Source organism: Sutcliffiella sp. FSL R7-0096 (genome assembly GCF_038595065.1).
Classification (GTDB): Bacteria; Bacillota; Bacilli; order Bacillales; family Bacillaceae_I; genus Sutcliffiella_A.
This window is the reverse complement of sequence record NZ_CP152003.1, coordinates 2,969,581-2,985,710: the sequence shown is the minus strand read 5'-3', so window position 1 is coordinate 2,985,710 and position 16,130 is coordinate 2,969,581. Positions and strand designations below refer to the sequence as shown.

General features: G+C 38.8%; 14 protein-coding genes and 1 pseudogene. 12 read left to right on the top strand and 3 right to left on the bottom strand.

The features are described from left to right. Positions 1-319 precede the first annotated feature (319 nt). Both amyS and MKY77_RS15340 read left to right on the top strand, forming a co-directional pair. Entirely contained in the window at positions 320-1,870 is a 1,551-nt protein-coding gene (gene amyS / locus MKY77_RS15345; RefSeq protein WP_339146710.1) for an alpha-amylase, read from the top strand. A gap of 28 nt (positions 1,871-1,898) precedes the next feature. Beyond that, positions 1,899-2,543: a hypothetical protein gene (locus MKY77_RS15340; protein ID WP_339146709.1), complete on the top strand. Its 645-nt coding sequence runs from the start codon at positions 1,899-1,901 to the stop codon at positions 2,541-2,543. A 119-nt stretch (positions 2,544-2,662) separates the two neighbouring features. On the opposite strand, the gene MKY77_RS15335 is transcribed toward MKY77_RS15340, so the two are convergent. Beyond that, the gene (locus tag MKY77_RS15335) at positions 2,663-3,625 is read right to left on the bottom strand and encodes a hypothetical protein (RefSeq protein ID WP_339146708.1); all 963 of its coding nucleotides are present in this window, start codon (positions 3,623-3,625) and stop codon (positions 2,663-2,665) included. Between the two features lie 11 nt (positions 3,626-3,636). Then, entirely contained in the window at positions 3,637-4,578 is a 942-nt protein-coding gene (locus MKY77_RS15330) for a DUF1672 family protein (RefSeq protein WP_339146707.1), read from the bottom strand. A gap of 378 nt (positions 4,579-4,956) precedes the next feature. On the opposite strand from MKY77_RS15330, the gene MKY77_RS15325 reads away from it, so the two are divergent. The 6 genes from MKY77_RS15325 to MKY77_RS15300 all read left to right on the top strand — a co-directional run bounded on the left by MKY77_RS15325 (position 4,957) and on the right by MKY77_RS15300 (position 10,936). Next, entirely contained in the window at positions 4,957-5,649 is a 693-nt protein-coding gene (locus MKY77_RS15325; RefSeq protein WP_339146706.1) for a response regulator transcription factor, read from the top strand. Beyond that, complete coding sequence (locus MKY77_RS15320) at positions 5,627-7,864, top strand: sensor histidine kinase (protein WP_339146705.1); 2,238 nt, start codon at positions 5,627-5,629, stop codon at positions 7,862-7,864. The genes MKY77_RS15325 and MKY77_RS15320 overlap by 23 nt, the downstream gene beginning before the upstream one ends. Beyond that, on the top strand, positions 7,865-8,371 hold the full coding sequence (locus MKY77_RS15315) for an RNA polymerase sigma factor (protein ID WP_339146704.1): 507 nt from the start codon (positions 7,865-7,867) through the stop codon (positions 8,369-8,371). Positions 8,372-8,683: 312 nt separating this feature from the next. Further along, on the top strand, positions 8,684-9,472 hold the full coding sequence (locus MKY77_RS15310) for a transporter substrate-binding domain-containing protein (protein WP_339146703.1): 789 nt from the start codon (positions 8,684-8,686) through the stop codon (positions 9,470-9,472). A 122-nt stretch (positions 9,473-9,594) separates the two neighbouring features. Then, the gene (locus tag MKY77_RS15305) at positions 9,595-10,221 is read left to right on the top strand and encodes an amino acid ABC transporter permease (protein WP_339149834.1); all 627 of its coding nucleotides are present in this window, start codon (positions 9,595-9,597) and stop codon (positions 10,219-10,221) included. Further along, the gene (locus MKY77_RS15300; protein ID WP_339146702.1) at positions 10,214-10,936 is read left to right on the top strand and encodes an amino acid ABC transporter ATP-binding protein; all 723 of its coding nucleotides are present in this window, start codon (positions 10,214-10,216) and stop codon (positions 10,934-10,936) included. The genes MKY77_RS15305 and MKY77_RS15300 overlap by 8 nt, the downstream gene beginning before the upstream one ends. Positions 10,937-11,033: 97 nt before the next feature. Here MKY77_RS15300 and MKY77_RS15295 read toward each other — a convergent pair whose 3' ends face one another. Further along, positions 11,034-11,165: a hypothetical protein gene (locus tag MKY77_RS15295; protein WP_339146701.1), complete on the bottom strand. Its 132-nt coding sequence runs from the start codon at positions 11,163-11,165 to the stop codon at positions 11,034-11,036. A gap of 117 nt (positions 11,166-11,282) precedes the next feature. Here MKY77_RS15295 and MKY77_RS15290 point away from each other — a divergent pair. From MKY77_RS15290 to MKY77_RS15275, 4 genes and pseudogenes are all read left to right on the top strand, one after another. Then, positions 11,283-11,852: pseudogene (locus tag MKY77_RS15290) on the top strand (peptide-methionine (S)-S-oxide reductase); the annotation flags it as partial. A gap of 407 nt (positions 11,853-12,259) precedes the next feature. Next, a complete protein-coding gene (gene pepF / locus MKY77_RS15285) occupies positions 12,260-14,134 on the top strand; it encodes an oligoendopeptidase F (protein ID WP_339146700.1) in 1,875 nt (624 codons plus the stop codon). An 80-nt stretch (positions 14,135-14,214) separates the two neighbouring features. Then, positions 14,215-15,180 carry an aromatic acid exporter family protein gene (locus MKY77_RS15280; RefSeq protein ID WP_339146699.1) on the top strand — a complete coding sequence of 322 codons (966 nt, stop codon included), beginning with the start codon at positions 14,215-14,217 and terminating at the stop codon, positions 15,178-15,180. Positions 15,181-15,237: 57 nt separating this feature from the next. After that, positions 15,238-15,744, top strand: a complete 507-nt coding sequence (locus MKY77_RS15275) for a L,D-transpeptidase (protein WP_339146698.1) — start codon at positions 15,238-15,240, stop codon at positions 15,742-15,744. Positions 15,745-16,130 lie beyond the last annotated feature (386 nt).

Below are 16,130 nucleotides of genomic sequence, written 5' to 3'. Positions count from 1 at the left end.
AAATTAATGCTTTAAGTTTTTACACAAAAAACGCTCCAAAGGGGCGTTTTTTTTATTGTACAAGAAATCGTGGTTATACATTTACTGATTTCTTGTAAGTAAAACTGATAGGAAAAAAGGTTTATTATTTTCAGAATAAAAAGAAAACGGTTGCGCAGTTAAAAATCATCGTGTTAATATAAATTTGGAATTATCACCTATGGGAAAATGCTAACGCTTGCTCAATGAAAAAGAGAGAGTTAGGAAGTGATAGTAACAGAAACATATTTTTTTGGTTTAATATGAAAGCGTTTGCACAAAAAGGGGAGAGGGGTAATTTATGAAACACGAAAAACGTATTATAAGTGTATTTTTAACAATACTTTTAGCTGTAGCTGTTCTGTTTCCGTATACAACTGAACCAGCGCAAGCCCATCATAATGGAACAAATGGTACTATGATGCAATATTTCGAATGGTATTTGCCAAATGACGGGAATCATTGGAACAGGTTGAGGGATGACGCAGCTAACTTAAAGAGTAAAGGGATAACAGCTGTATGGATTCCACCTGCATGGAAGGGGACTTCCCAGAATGATGTAGGTTATGGAGCCTATGATTTATATGATCTTGGAGAGTTTAACCAGAAGGGGACGGTTCGTACAAAATATGGAACACGCAACCAGCTGCAGGCTGCCGTGACATCTTTAAAAAATAACGGCATTCAGGTATATGGTGATGTCGTCATGAATCATAAAGGTGGAGCAGATGGTACGGAAATTGTAAATGCGGTAGAAGTGAATCGGAGCAACCGAAACCAGGAAACCTCAGGAGAGTATGCAATAGAAGCGTGGACAAAGTTTGATTTTCCTGGAAGAGGAAATAACCATTCCAGCTTTAAGTGGCGCTGGTATCATTTTGATGGGACAGATTGGGATCAGTCACGCCAGCTTCAAAACAAAATATATAAATTCAGGGGAACAGGCAAGGCCTGGGACTGGGAAGTAGATACAGAGAATGGCAACTATGACTATCTTATGTATGCAGACGTGGATATGGATCACCCAGAAGTAATAAATGAACTTAGAAACTGGGGAGTGTGGTATACGAATACACTGAACCTTGATGGATTTAGAATAGATGCAGTGAAACATATAAAATATAGCTTTACGAGAGATTGGCTTACACATGTGCGTAACACCACAGGTAAACCGATGTTTGCAGTAGCTGAGTTTTGGAAAAATGACCTTGGTGCAATTGAAAACTATTTGAATAAAACAAATTGGAATCACTCGGTGTTTGATGTTCCTCTCCACTATAATTTGTACAATGCATCTAATAGCGGTGGGTATTATGATATGAGAAATATTCTAAATGGTTCTGTCGTGCAAAAACATCCAACACATGCAGTTACATTTGTTGATAACCATGATTCTCAGCCCGGGGAAGCATTGGAATCCTTTGTTCAACAATGGTTTAAACCCCTTGCATATGCATTGGTTCTGACAAGGGAACAAGGTTATCCTTCCGTATTTTATGGGGATTACTACGGTATCCCAACCCATGGTGTTCCGGCTATGAAATCTAAAATAGACCCTCTTCTGCAGGCACGTCAAACTTTTGCCTATGGAACGCAGCATGATTACTTTGATCATCATGATATTATCGGTTGGACAAGAGAGGGAAATAGCTCCCATCCAAATTCAGGCCTTGCCACCATTATGTCAGATGGTCCAGGTGGTAACAAATGGATGTATGTGGGGGAAAATAAAGCGGGACAAGTTTGGAGAGATATTACCGGAAATAGAACAGGCACCGTCACAATTAATGCAGACGGATGGGGTAATTTCTCTGTTAATGGAGGGTCCGTTTCGGTTTGGGTGAAGCAATAAAGGTTGGATAAGAGGGAAGGGGTTCTATATGGTGAACATTACGCTGCTCCATGCAGACCTTATGGATCATTCATATACCCTGTGTAAATTAGAGGGCTATGTGAGGATGCATAGCACAATGGATTACGAGCAACTGATGATAAACTACTCTTTAGGTGGGGATGATAGATCCATTCCTTGTACAAAAGAAATAGTAATGGATAATTTTGAAGTCGTTAAGTTTGTGGACTTTATAGTAAAACAGTCTGGATTGGCCTCAGAAGGTTTTTCTTTTCGATTTAGCTTTTCTTCTTCCTATATGACGGATGCTTATTATATTGGGGGGAGACATGGAGAAACTATCATGGAAAATACAAAAATTAAGCATCAACAATTATACCTACATCATGACAATCTTACCGGAACGATTTTAGTTAAGCCTTCGTCCAACAAGAAAAACGTTCGGTTTGTTTGCTTTAATGGAAATCAATCCACTTTGACGGAAGCTACATTTAAAGAATATATCCCATATAGTAAAAATGAGATTTGGGAATACAGTATTGTTCTTAAGGAGGAAAGCTTAACCCAAGACTGGTTCTTCTATGTTGAACTATTGGAATGCAATACTTCTTTCAGAGACGATAACTTTCTTCGCTATTATAAGCTATGGGATCAAGTTCCTCGTCCAATGTAGAATGTTGTTATTAGTGGTCAAGAAATCGGTGGTTGTTACGGTTCTTGCTATTCATATTAACTCTGTAGTAATCTCTACAAAACTAAAATACACGTATTTCCATATACGTGTATTTTAGTTTACGAGATTGTACCTCGTTCCACTTGCTCTTGAAGTATCCCCATGTTTTGTTTTACCTTTTTTGAAACATCAACAAGTACATCAATACTGACTGCCTGCTGAGATGAAAGCTGATGTATGATATCTGCAAAGAGGATTTCCATCTCTTTAAGAATATTAATAGAAGCAAGATTATAGAGATGGACGTTAAAAAAATTGTTGTTACTGAATATCGCGCTATCCAAATAAGGTTTAAAGTTTGTCAAAAGGTTAGGATAGCCAAGAATCAATTGATTTAGGGCTTTACGTATTCCTCTAATGGTGGAAGCCAGTTCATCAATGGGTTCCAAAGAAGAGTACATTTTGCTTTTTACTTGATCATCGAAATCAGAAAATAAACCAATAAGTTTCCCAGTCAACGTGCCATTAAAAGCAAAGTGGGTTGCTCCCTTAATAGAGGTACTAATTGTATCAAGTGAACCTTCGATGGCAAAGGTGAGTACATGTAATTTGCTCAGAAGTGGAATCAACATGCCGTGACTTAAAGTAGAAAATCTTGAAAAAGCGAGTTCTACATGGGCTTCCTTTAGTTTCATTTTCATCAGGAGATAAGGGGATTGTTCAAGGGTGTAAGTATTGGTATGTTGCACACCGTCAATTCCGAGTATAGCACCACCGTTATTACGGATCGCTTGTCCTATTAAAAGTTGTGCATCAGTCTTTATATCGTTGAATTGTGAGGCATCAGTCCCAACATATACAATAATGATTTCACCGGTTTCAAAATTCTCAACTGTAAGTGCGTCTAGTCCACTATCTTGGTTATAGAGTGTATCCACTACTTTGTATTGATTACCATTTACTTTAATATTTTCATCTAACCCAAACCCTCTATATGCATGATAACCTGCCAGTTCAACCAAGTCTTTATCATGAGCTATATTTTTGTTTACAGTCTCAATTTTGGGAGAAGAGTTTGTCACATTGTACCTCCTTATTCTTTAATAATATAATCTGGACTAGAGCGTCTTAGAGTATTTTCCTTTAGACCTAGTGCATTAGTTTTATCTATGAAATTATCGTTTAATACAACAGAGTAATAAGCTTTCGGTACACCTTCAAGTTCCTCTAATTCATTAACGATATCATTAAATACATCTTTATCAGGCTCAGCATTTGGTTCTTCCATGTATAAGTAAAGGGTGAGTGTAATTCCTCTAGAGGAATATTCTTCTATTCCAAAATAAGACTTCCATTCTTCTTGACTTGTATCAGGATTTTCAAGATACTTAGTCACCAATTTGTCAAATGCCGGATCATAAGTGTTTGTATAGTAATAAGTGTTACCATGACCTCCTGCTCTAACATTTTTTAAGGCATCTTCTGTTATACCTGTGACTGGGTGTTTTTCAACTATTTTATTAACAAAATCTTCGTACACTGTTAACTCTTCTTGAAAAATCATAGCAAAAATACCTGTTATAATAGCATCTTCCACTTGCCCCTCTTGAGACCATACATTATCACTGAGAACTTTTCTCTGGTCTACATCAATTGGAACAATGGCATACGTATAAAAATGGGGTTCTCCAACCGATTCTACGAAAACTGTAGCGCCATCAACAGCACCCACCATATTATGTACAATCACTTCTGTCTTGTACTTTTCTAGAAAGAATTTCTCCACAGCCTCTGTGATTTCTTCTTTATTTTCCTGGGCTATTTTATCGGTTTTTTCTCCATTTCTAAGGGTGTAACCTTCACCTGTGTAATCCTGAACTCGGACTAATCTGTCATCAGAATTTTGATTTTCGGCGTTTGTTGTTTCGTTTTGTTCTTTTCCTTCATTTGCGTTTGTTTGATTCATATTTCCGCACCCACCTAACATTAGTGATAGACCTATACTTCCAATTAATAATCTATTGTTTAATTTCACGTTATTGTCCTCCCAAGTGGATGTTATACATTCACCTAATTCTAACTGATAGTGTTCTTTAATAAAATACAGGATGGTTAAAAGTTACCTAAATAATGTAAAATGGGAGATTGGTAGCAGGAACGAGCCATTAGATTAAATGGATATTGCTGTTTTTCATGGTAGAAAGTCCTGCTGATTGTAAAAATACCCCAATAAACAAATGTTAATCATACATTTTATCAAATTTTTAGGAGAAAATCGTTTCCCACTTCCGTACAATTATATAATAGGTTAGTAACTTAAGAAATTCTTAAGAAAATACTTCAATAATACTTAAGATTTACCATATATGATGTGTACATAGAGGAAGAATGGTATGTGGGAGAAGGGTGAGAGATGGCTAACTATACGGTGTTGGTAGTGGATGATGAGAAAGAAATAAGAGATGCAATTGAGATCTATTTGAAAAATGAAGGTGTGAAGGTCCTAAAAGCAAAGGATGGGGTGGAAGCGTTAGAAATGCTTCATGAAAATGAGGTGCATCTCATTTTACTAGATGTGATGATGCCGAGGCTCGACGGGATATCTGCGACGCACAGGATTCGTGAGGAGAAGAACATTCCCATTATCATCCTGAGTGCTAAAAGTGAAGATACGGATAAAATCCTCGGACTGCAAGTGGGAGCGGATGATTATGTAACAAAGCCTTTCAATCCGATGGAGCTTGTCGCGAGAGTGAAATCTCAGCTAAGAAGGTATGTCACACTTGGAACATTTGAAGGAATCAAGAAAATCATTGACTTGAATGGACTGACCATTGATAAGGAATCGAAAGAAGTTACGGTTCAGGGAGATCCAGTCAAGCTGACTCCGATAGAATACAAAATAGTGGAGCTGCTGATGACCAATGCCGGACGTGTGTTTTCCATCAATGATATTTACGAGCGGGTATGGAAAGAGCCTGGATACAATGCGGAAAATACAGTGGCGGTACATATTCGAAAGATTAGAGAAAAGATAGAGATAGATCCGAAAAATCCAAGATATTTAAAGGTGGTATGGGGGATTGGGTACAAGATGGAGAAATAGAATAATAGCTTTTTTAATGGCACTGATATTTGTTTGTGCGTTAAGTGGAAGCTTTTATTTTATCAATAACTTAGATCGGTTTGGCGAAGAAAGTTATTTTGAATCGAAAGAATTTCAATATGAGCTGGAGGATTATGCAAACTATTTAATTACTAGTGAGTTGGGAAGGGTATCAGCAGATAGTGTAAAAGAACACATAACAGTTTCCATGCAGGAAATTGAAGAACATCGATATGAATATGGCCATTTGGATGAGCAGCTAGATAACATCCGTTATCAATATGAAGAAAGAATCCAACTTGCTGAGGATGGCGAATCAAGCGAGCAACCAGAAGAATTGCGAGCGGAAAGAGACAGGAAATTAGATGATATCCGAAAGAATTTCTCTAGTGATGAGCATGTAGAACAGAAAATAAGAGCCGAAAAAGAAAAAACAGTCGATGAGTATTTTGCAAAGGATTCTAACTTCTATACGAATCCGCCAAAATTTCACGAAGATTTCCAGTACTTTTTTGAACAGGAAGGAGAAAGTTTCACCAATACAGGTGTTGATAAAGCATCTATAAATCAACTGTTCAGTGAAAACAATATGCAATATGTAACCAAATATACCATAAGTGGGGAAAACTATTTCCATGCAAGCAATTGGCCTTATGAAGACTGGATGTACCAAACAATAGCGGATGTAAGAGGGAACTTCGTAGGGATGATAGGTGTGCCATTAGAGCTTGCTTCGGACAGTGAATTGAGGATTGCAAAAGCTGGTTATGAGGAAAATAGATTGTGGTTCTGGAGACTCGGGATAGGATCACTAATCGCATTAATGATTTGGCTTGTTACAATGTTAAAAGTAATTTCGTTACCCCAGGAACAAAAGAAATGGCATACTCCCTATGACAAAATTCCAATAGATCTTAAGGTTGTAGCGCTGGGAATTTCAGCTATTGTACTGATATTAAGTTTATTCTGGGTCCAGGACAGTATTAATCAACTCACATACGGCGCTTCTATCTACACCACAGAATTGGTAGTTAGTATCTTAATCACAACGGTATTAAGTTTATTAGCCTACGTGCAATTTCGATATTTGGCAGCTAGTATGAAACGTTTTACTGACTTCAAACAACTATGGAAAAGTAGCTTATTATTCATCGTTCTAAGTAAATGTAAAAATGCCTCTCAACGCATCTTTGATCTTATTAAGGAAGCTTTCCTTAATACAACAACTGGAATCCAAGTTTTCCTTCTTCTAGGGGTAGTATTTGGATTAGGGTTTGGTGTCTTTATGATTTTTATTGATATAGTATTTTTCCTATTATATTTCCTTTTTGTCATTTTCATAGGAGGGCCAACGCTTATTCTGTTAGTAAAGAGTGTCGGTTATTTTAATAAGATATCCATTAAAACAGAAGAGATGGCATTAGGTAAACTAGGGGAACCACTAGAAGTGAAAGGAGATTCCATCCTTTCTAAAATGGCAGCAAACCTCAATGTATTAAATCAAGGGGTAAAGGTGTCCTTAAACGAGCAGGCAAAAAGCGAGCGTTTGAAAACGGAACTGATTACAAATGTCAGCCATGATCTAAGAACACCGTTAACATCTATCATCACTTACACGGAGCTTCTGAAGAAAAACGACCTTACTGATGAGGACCGGTCGGCATACCTTGTAATTATCGATAGGAAGTCACAGCGATTGAAGGGATTAATTGAGGATCTTTTTGAAGTATCAAAAATGGCAAGTGGGAATATCGAGCTTGTAAAGGAGCGAGTCGATCTGAATCAGCTTCTTCAGCAGGCACTGGCTGAATATGATAATCCATTGAAGGAATCCAATCTGCAATTTCGTTTTACAAATACTGATAAACCTTTATATGCCATGGTCGATGGGCAAAAAATGTGGCGTGTATTTGATAACTTAATAGGAAATATCGTGAAATACTCCTTGGAAAATTCACGAGTATATATACACGTACAACAGTTTGAAGACAAAGCGAAAATAACGTTTAAAAATGTTTCTAAATATGAATTGAATGATCATAGTGAGGAACTCTACGAGCGCTTTAAAAGAGGAGATACTTCACGTAATACGGAAGGATCAGGTCTGGGCCTTGCGATTGCAAAATCTATCATTGATCTTCATGAGGGCAGTCTCGATATCGAAACAGACGGAGACCTGTTCAAAGTGAATATCTGTTTGAGAGTGGTGGAATAAGTGAATTTCACAACAATATATAATGTGCATTATGAGAGAGTGCTTCACGTAAGTTTCGCCATTATCCGCGACCGCCAGTTGGCTGAAGACAATGTGCAGGAAACCTTCATAAAGGCGTATAAGAAGTTGGATAGCCTGGAGGAAATTGAAAAAGTAGGTGCCTGGCTTTGCGTGATTGCAACCAGAACAGCTATAGATTTTGTCAGACGAGAGAGAAAGAATAAAGGATGTCCGATGGAATTAAATATTTTGGATTGTCTTGGAATAGAAGCAACCCAGGATGTCGAAGCCGAAGTGGGAGTAAACCTATTAAAGGAACTCATAAGCGAAAAGATGGAAGACTTCACACAAGAAGACAAGAATCTTCTTGTTCTTAAAATGGAAAGAGGTTATAAAGAGCTGGAAATTGCTAAAGCATTGCAAATGAATCCTGCTACCGTAAAGTCTAAGATCCATAGAGCTAGAAGGAAGTTAAGAGAACGGATGGCTGTAGAATTAAGTGCTTAAGTGTATATTGGTGCAAAGAACACGTTACAATGTGCTCTTTGCACTTTTTTTATTGGTCATAGTCTAGTTCATTTTAATTATGGCTGGACCAAAGGATTATTCAGCTATAACTTCGGGAGTGTATTTCAGAATAATAAAAATATAAAAACTTTATTTATCTTTATTAACTGTATTGCATAAATATAAGTGTGTGTTAAAATACATTTAACCGAATAAACATACATCATAATAATACTTGATTTAAATGTAGGTTTGTTTCATAATTATATTAAATTTTTAACTTTTCTGAAAAAAGAGTAGGGGGAAATTATTGTGAAAAAGTGGTTTGTGTATTCATTAATTAGTATTTTAGTAGTAGGCTTGTTGTCCGCTTGCGGAACATCCGGTAATGGGGATGATGCAACTGGTGGAGATGGGGAAGGTAAAAAGAAATTAGTTATGGGAACTTCAGCTGACTATCCTCCATTTGAGTATATTGATACAGAAGTAGGGGAAGATATCATCGGCTTTGACGTTGACCTTGCAAATGCAATCACAGAAGAGCTTGGCTATGAATTAGAAATACGCGATATGGACTTCGGAAGTTTGATTACAGCGATGAAAGCAGGAAACATTGACCTGATCTTAGCAGGTATGACTCCTACAGAGGATCGTGCTAAACAGGTTGACTTTACAGATATTTACTATACTGCTAACCATATGATTGTATCGTTGAAAGATAGCAATATTACGAGTCTTGAAGATTTGGAAGGCAAAACGGTTGGAGTTCAGATGGGATCTATCCAATATGATAAAGCGGAAGAGATTGCAGAAGAGGTTAATATTACTATTGAGAATCGTGACCGTGTCCCACAAATTGTACAAGACTTAAAGACGGGTCGCTTTGATGCAGCAATCATCGAAGATACAGTTATGAAAGGCTTCATGGAAAAGGACGAAAACCTCACTGGATTTACGCTTGAGTCTGACGAAGAAGGTTCTGCAATCGCTCTTCCTAAGGGCAGCGAATTGACAGAGGAGTTCAACCGTGTTCTAAAAGAAATGGAAGAGAACGGTAAGATGGAAGAGCTTATCAAAAAGTGGTTTGGTGGAGAAGAATAATAAGTCTATGCGAAATCAAAAGGGTGCGCCTGGTGCCCTTTTGATTTTCTTGTTAGTACGATAGAAAGGAATGGTAGCAGTTGACAATCGACTTCTTAGATTTCAGTGCCATCACGGGTTCCATGGATTATATCCTTGCCGGTGTGAAGGTAACGCTGCAAGTGGTATCACTTGCAGGTATTATCGGATTTATCATTGGAACACTATTGGCTTTATGTAAAATCGGCAGAATTAAATTACTTAAAATTTTTGCGGATGTGTATACATCTATTTTCCGAGGAACACCGCTTGTTCTTCAATTGATGTTAATTTTCTTCGGTTTGCCCCAAGCGACTGGAATAACGTTTGAACCAGTTACTGCCGCAATCCTAGCTTTCGGTTTGAACTCCGGGGCATATATATCGGAAGTTATCCGAGCCGGAATCATGGCTGTTGATAAAGGGCAGCGTGAAGCTGCAATGGCCCTTGGTGTGCCATATCGCCAAATGATGAAAGACATCATTTTACCGCAAGCATTGAAAAATATTTTACCTGCACTTATGAATGAATATATTACTCTTACAAAAGAATCGGCAATTGTGACAGTTATCGGGGTAATGGATGTAATGAGACGTTCCTTCATGACAGCTTCGAATACTTATGCCTATCTAGAAGCATTCATGTTTGCCGGACTTATCTATTACGTGTTAGTAATGATCCTGACATTCATTGGCAAGCTCATCGAAAGGAGAATGAGACGCAGTGATTAAAATAGAAGATTTGCATAAATCCTTTGGCAAGCTAGAGGTGCTGAAGGGAATTTCTACACAAATTAAAGAAGGAGAAGTAGTGGCGATCATCGGGCCTTCGGGGTCTGGAAAATCTACGCTGCTTCGCTGTATGAATCTATTAGAGGAACCTACTTCTGGTCACATTTGGATTAAAGACCAGGATGTTGCAAATAAAAAAACCAACATCAATAAAGTGCGTCAGAATTTGGGAATGGTGTTCCAGCATTTTCACCTGTTTCCTCACAAGACTGTTCTTGAAAACTTAACGTATGCCCCTATTTCTGTAAAAGGTTTGGGGAAAAAAGAAGCCGAATCGAAAGGAATGGACCTGCTTGCTAAAGTGGGACTAGCTGAGAAAGCGAAAGAATATCCAAATCGCCTGTCGGGTGGTCAGAAGCAACGTGTAGCAATTGCCCGTGCTCTTGCGATGGACCCGGAAGTAATGTTGTTTGATGAACCAACTTCTGCATTAGATCCAGAGATGGTAAAAGAGGTGCTTGAAGTAATGAAGGCACTAGCGCATACGGGAATGACGATGGCTATAGTCACACATGAAATGGGCTTTGCCCGTGAGGTGGCGGACCGCGTATTGTTCCTGGATGATGGAATTCTAGTGGAGGACGCTCCCCCTGCTGAGTTTTTTACAGCACCAAAGTCCGATCGTGCTAAGGTGTTTTTGGAGAAGATGTTGTAAAAGTGGAACCAGCTCTTTGTATAGGAGCTGGTTTTGTTTTTTATGTAACAGAAAGATGTATGTGGAAGAAGCAGAAACAAGTTCGTATGAGGACAGTTTAAGTAGGGAAAATAGTACCATGGTCCTCATCAAGCTCGTATATGGATAAAGGAAGCTGTGAAAGCAAAATACTGGCCTCATCTAACACCAAACTTAGATCAACCAACTCATCCATCTGCTTTCCATACATAATAATTCATGCTAACTTAAAACTAACAAAATAACGGAAAAGAAAGGAGCCCAAACAATGACTAACCACCACAACCTCCAAACCGCCACTCTTGGCATGGGCTGATTCTGGGGCACAGATGCCCGGTTCGGGTATATAAAAGGAGTCATCCGCACAAGAGTGGGATACGCAGGTGGCACCACCCCTACACCTACCTATAAACAAATGGCAGATCACACCGAATGTCTACAAATAGACTTTGATCCTACCCAAATATCATTTGATGAAATTGTCCGTCACTTTTGGAGCTCACACAATTCCAGTCGCATAAATTATAAGGGCAGGCAATATCTATCCATATTTTTATATCATGATGAATTTCAAAAAGAAGTCCTAGAGAAAATAAAGCAAGAAATACAAGTAACAATTTCTCATTCAATAGGAACAGAAATGGGTCCACTTGCTCATTTCACACTTGCAGAAGAAAGACACCAGAAATATTACCTGAAAAGATATTCAAATGCGACCCAAAAGCTAAGAGATTACTTCCTTACTGAGGAGGCATTTAACAACGCAACTATAGTAGCGAGGTTAAACAGCTTTGTAAAAGGATATGGTACCCTTTCTGCTTTAAAAAAAGAGATCATGCAATGGCCGGGAGAAGAAGCTGAGAAACTAGTATCATTAGTGAATCAATTGAAATGGTAGCGGGATTTGCACGCTGCTTTATCGTTATCTTTAGCATAAACTTGAAGACACTTTTATGAGGAAATTTATCCCGAGAGTGTCTTCATGTAGCTTATGAAGACACTTTCATGTGGAAATTCATCCCGAGAGTGTCTTCATGCAGCTTATGAAGACACTTTCACCGTGAAATCCACACCAATAGTGTCTTCATGCAGCTTATGATGACAATTTCACCGTGAAATCCACACCAATAGTGTCTTCATGCACCTTATGAAGACACTTTCATCACAAAATCCATTCCAATAGTGTCTTCATCCTCCACCCGAAATCTACTTTTTCCCAAGACTCACAACCCACCAAAACGAAATGTATAGAAAAAGCTGGAAAACAAACACTAACCCTTAGCAGAAAACTAAGGGAGGACCACGATGAAAACGACACGGATCATCACGACCATCTTCATGACTATCATGCTCGGCTTCACTTCAACATTCACCTACGCAGAAAGCCCGGCCTACAAATCACGCTCTGAAATCCCATCTGAATACAAATGGAATCTTCAGACCCTTTATAAAAATGAAACGCAATGGAAGCAGGATGTCTACAAGGCCAAAAAACTGGCAGATCGTTTTGCCAAAAAGGAAGAAAAACTTGATAGCGACAAGCAAATCCTACACTTATTGGAGGATTACTTTGAGCTGTTCCGGTTGATGGAGAAAATCTTTGTCTATTCACGCATCAATCTTGATGTGGATATTAGTAACACATCTGCACAAGCGTTATCGGATGAGGGACAAAATATGATGATGTATGTGGTGGAGCGGACGGCATGGTTCTCCAATGAATTGCAAGCAATAGACAAGGACAAATGGGATAGCCTCATGGAAAGTCCCAAACTAAAGCAATATTACAATCATCTGAAAGACACTTATGATGAAAAGATTCATTCCTTGCCTCCCGAAATGGAGAAGATGCTGATAAAGACGATGCCATTTGTAAATGCACCGAGTGAGCTTTTTAAAATGATGTCAAAAGATCTTGTCTTGCCAAACTTTACAATAAGGGACAAAGTCTATGAAATGTCAGCACCTTTATATTCAGTCTATATGTCCAGCAATGATAGGGAAGTGAGGAAGGCTGCTTTCCAGACGTATTATCACACACTTGAAAATTATCAAGATACTTTTGCTTCGATGCTTGCTAATATTGTGAAAGCGAACAACTTCTTTGCGTCAACGAGAAATTATCCTTCCTCACTTGAAGCACATTTGGAAGGAAACGATATTGATCCGAAAGTATACACACAGCTCATTGAGACGGTGGAAGGTGGCCTTCCACTATTGCATAGGTACCTTAAGTTAAAAGAGAAATATGTTGGGATAGATGCGATGCATATGTACGATTTATCTGCACCATCTCCTTATACACCCGATGAAAAGATACCTTATGAAGATGCAAAGGATATTGTCATAAAAGGACTGTCGCCGATAGGGGAAACTTACTTAAAAACACTAACAAAAGGCCTTTCCTCCAATTGGGTGGATGTCTATAACACACCAGGTAAAGCAACGGGCGCCTATCAAATCGGTTCATATGACTCCCATCCATTTGTATTATTGAATTATCAAGGGCTGCCAAGTGATGTATTGACCCTTGCTCATGAAATGGGGCATGCGATGCATTCTTATTTCTCCAATAAGAATCAACGCTACCAGGATGCAAGGTATGTGACATTTACGGCAGAAGTTTCATCTACGTTGCAAGAGCATCTACTTCATAAGCAATTGATGGACGAGGCGAAAACCAAGGAGGAAAAGCTTCATGCTCTTTATCAATACTTAGAAGATTTCCGTGTCACACTTTTCCGTCAAACTCAATTTGCTGAGTTTGAAAAGATCATGCATGAAATGGGACAAAAGGAAGAATCTTTGCATGCTGATGCCATCAAATCAGTCTATTTTGATTTGAATAAGAAGTATTATGGGAAAAGCATAGAAGTGGACAAGGAAATTGCCATGGAATGGGCCAGAGTTCCACACTTCTTCCATTCAAGCTTCTATACTTATCAGTATGCAACAAGCTTTGCCGCTTCGGCTGCACTTGCGGAGCAACTTGAGGCTGGCGGGGCTGATGCGCAAAATAAAATACTCAAAGAACTATTCTCTTCAGGTGGCAGCCTACCACCAATTGAAATATTAAAGCGAGCAGGAGTAGATATGAGTAAAAAAGAGCCGATTGAGGAGTCGCTGAAAAGGTATGAGGAGCTCGTTGATGAATTTGAGGAGCTATTAAATAACGGTTAATTAAACACCTCCCTCCAATTTTCCTGTATAGTAGGACTATGTGATACATTGAACAAACGAAAGTCGGGAGAGTTTGAAGTATGAGAAAATTTAAGATTGGCTATCGGACAGCCAAAACTGCTTTGGGGACAGGGATTGCAATTAGTATTGCCCAGCTGTTGAGTTTGGACTTTTATGCATCAGCCGGGATCATTGCGATCCTCTGTATTCAAAATACAGTACGGAAGTCATGGAAAGTGGCGACTGCTCGTTTCTTCGCATGTTCTTTAAGTCTGTTATTTGGCTATGTATTCTTTGAACTGTTGGGGTACAATCCGGCTTCCATTGCATTGCTATTGTTATTTTTTATACCTGTTACAGTAATGCTGAAAATTACAGAAGGGATAGCTACCAGTTCGGTTATTCTACTTCATGTATATTCGGTGGAGGCCTTTTCAATAGGACTGGTTATTAACGAATTAAGCATCATTTCCATTGGAATTGGGGTTGCGCTAATTCTAAATACATACATGCCAAGTGTGGAAAAGGAATTGAAGAGCTATCAACTGAAAATAGAAGAGAATTTCCATAAGGTGTTTACAGAAATAGCCCATTTTCTTCGACACGGAGATCGCGGGTGGGATGGGCATGAGATTCCGGAAACGAATAAAATATTGAAGGAAGCGAAGAGCTTGGCCTTCCGCGATGTAGAAAATCACTTCAAGCGGGAAGAAAATCATCACTATTTTTATTTTAAAATGAGGGAGAAGCAGTTAGATGTCATGGAAAGGATGCTCCCCATTGTTGCAACCATTGAACACGATGTAGAGCAGGCACATATTGTGGCTGATTTTATTGAGGATCTCGAGCATGCCATCCATGCTGGCAATACAGCTTACCTATTTTTACAGCGCTTGCGTGACATGCACAAAACATTTCAGGATATGTCACTGCCACAATCCCGTGAAGAGTTTGAGACGAGAGCGGCACTTCGTCATCTTCTAAAAGAATTTGAGCAATATTTAATACTTAAAAGTGATTTCATCGGATTGGAAAATTCTGAGTAAACGAATGGAATGTACAGCTTTCAACCACACTATACTTAAAAGGCAGGTGGTAGAAAGATGTTCATTTTTACTTTGATCTTTGCATTGGTGACATCACCGCTCTGGCCGCTTGGACCAAACCCTCTTCCAGGCGATCCTTATATTATCGTTAACAAACAGACAAATCAACTTGCCTATTTTCAAGGAGAAGAACTGAAAGAGGTCCATACAGTGGCCACAGGAAAATCTAAAGAACTTACTCCGGAAGGCGAATTCACTATCACCGTAAAGGCAATCAATCCTTATTATCGTAAAAAAGACATCGCTGGAGGCGATCCGAAAAATCCCCTTGGTACAAGATGGATCGGATTTGATGCAGAGGATACCGACGGACGTACCTATGGTGTTCACGGCACAAATAATCCATATTCCATAGGAGGATATGTCACCCAAGGTTGCATACGACTGGAAAATAAAAATGTAGAAGCATTGTTCGACAGAGTGCCGATCGGGACGAAAATATGGATTGTCAAGACAGGGAGATCTTTTGAAGATCTAGGGATGGAAAAGGGTGTGTTGAGGTAAGGCGTAACAAAAGAATCATAACTACTTGTATATAAAGATCCAGTTCTTTCTAGATGGAAGAGGGCTGGGTCTTTTTAAATTGGCTTAAAGGTTTTTTTGATTTCAGTGAGATATTTAACTGTAAATTAAAGCAAAAGGCGCAGACTCCGGCGGGAGGTAGCGGTTAGCGGAGACCCCGCAGGCAAAGCCGCTCCACAAAAGCCCCGCGGAACGCGAAGCCCGGTGCGGAAATCAACAGCGGTGTTTAACAGAGCCTTTATATTAAAAAGTCTGAAAACAGTTTTCGTCAAAAAAAGTAATTAAATTTCACTATTTGAAATTTTTAGATTGTTTTGATAAATCATAAGACCTATAGTATAAAAAGAAAGTTTCACTGGAGGTGAGAA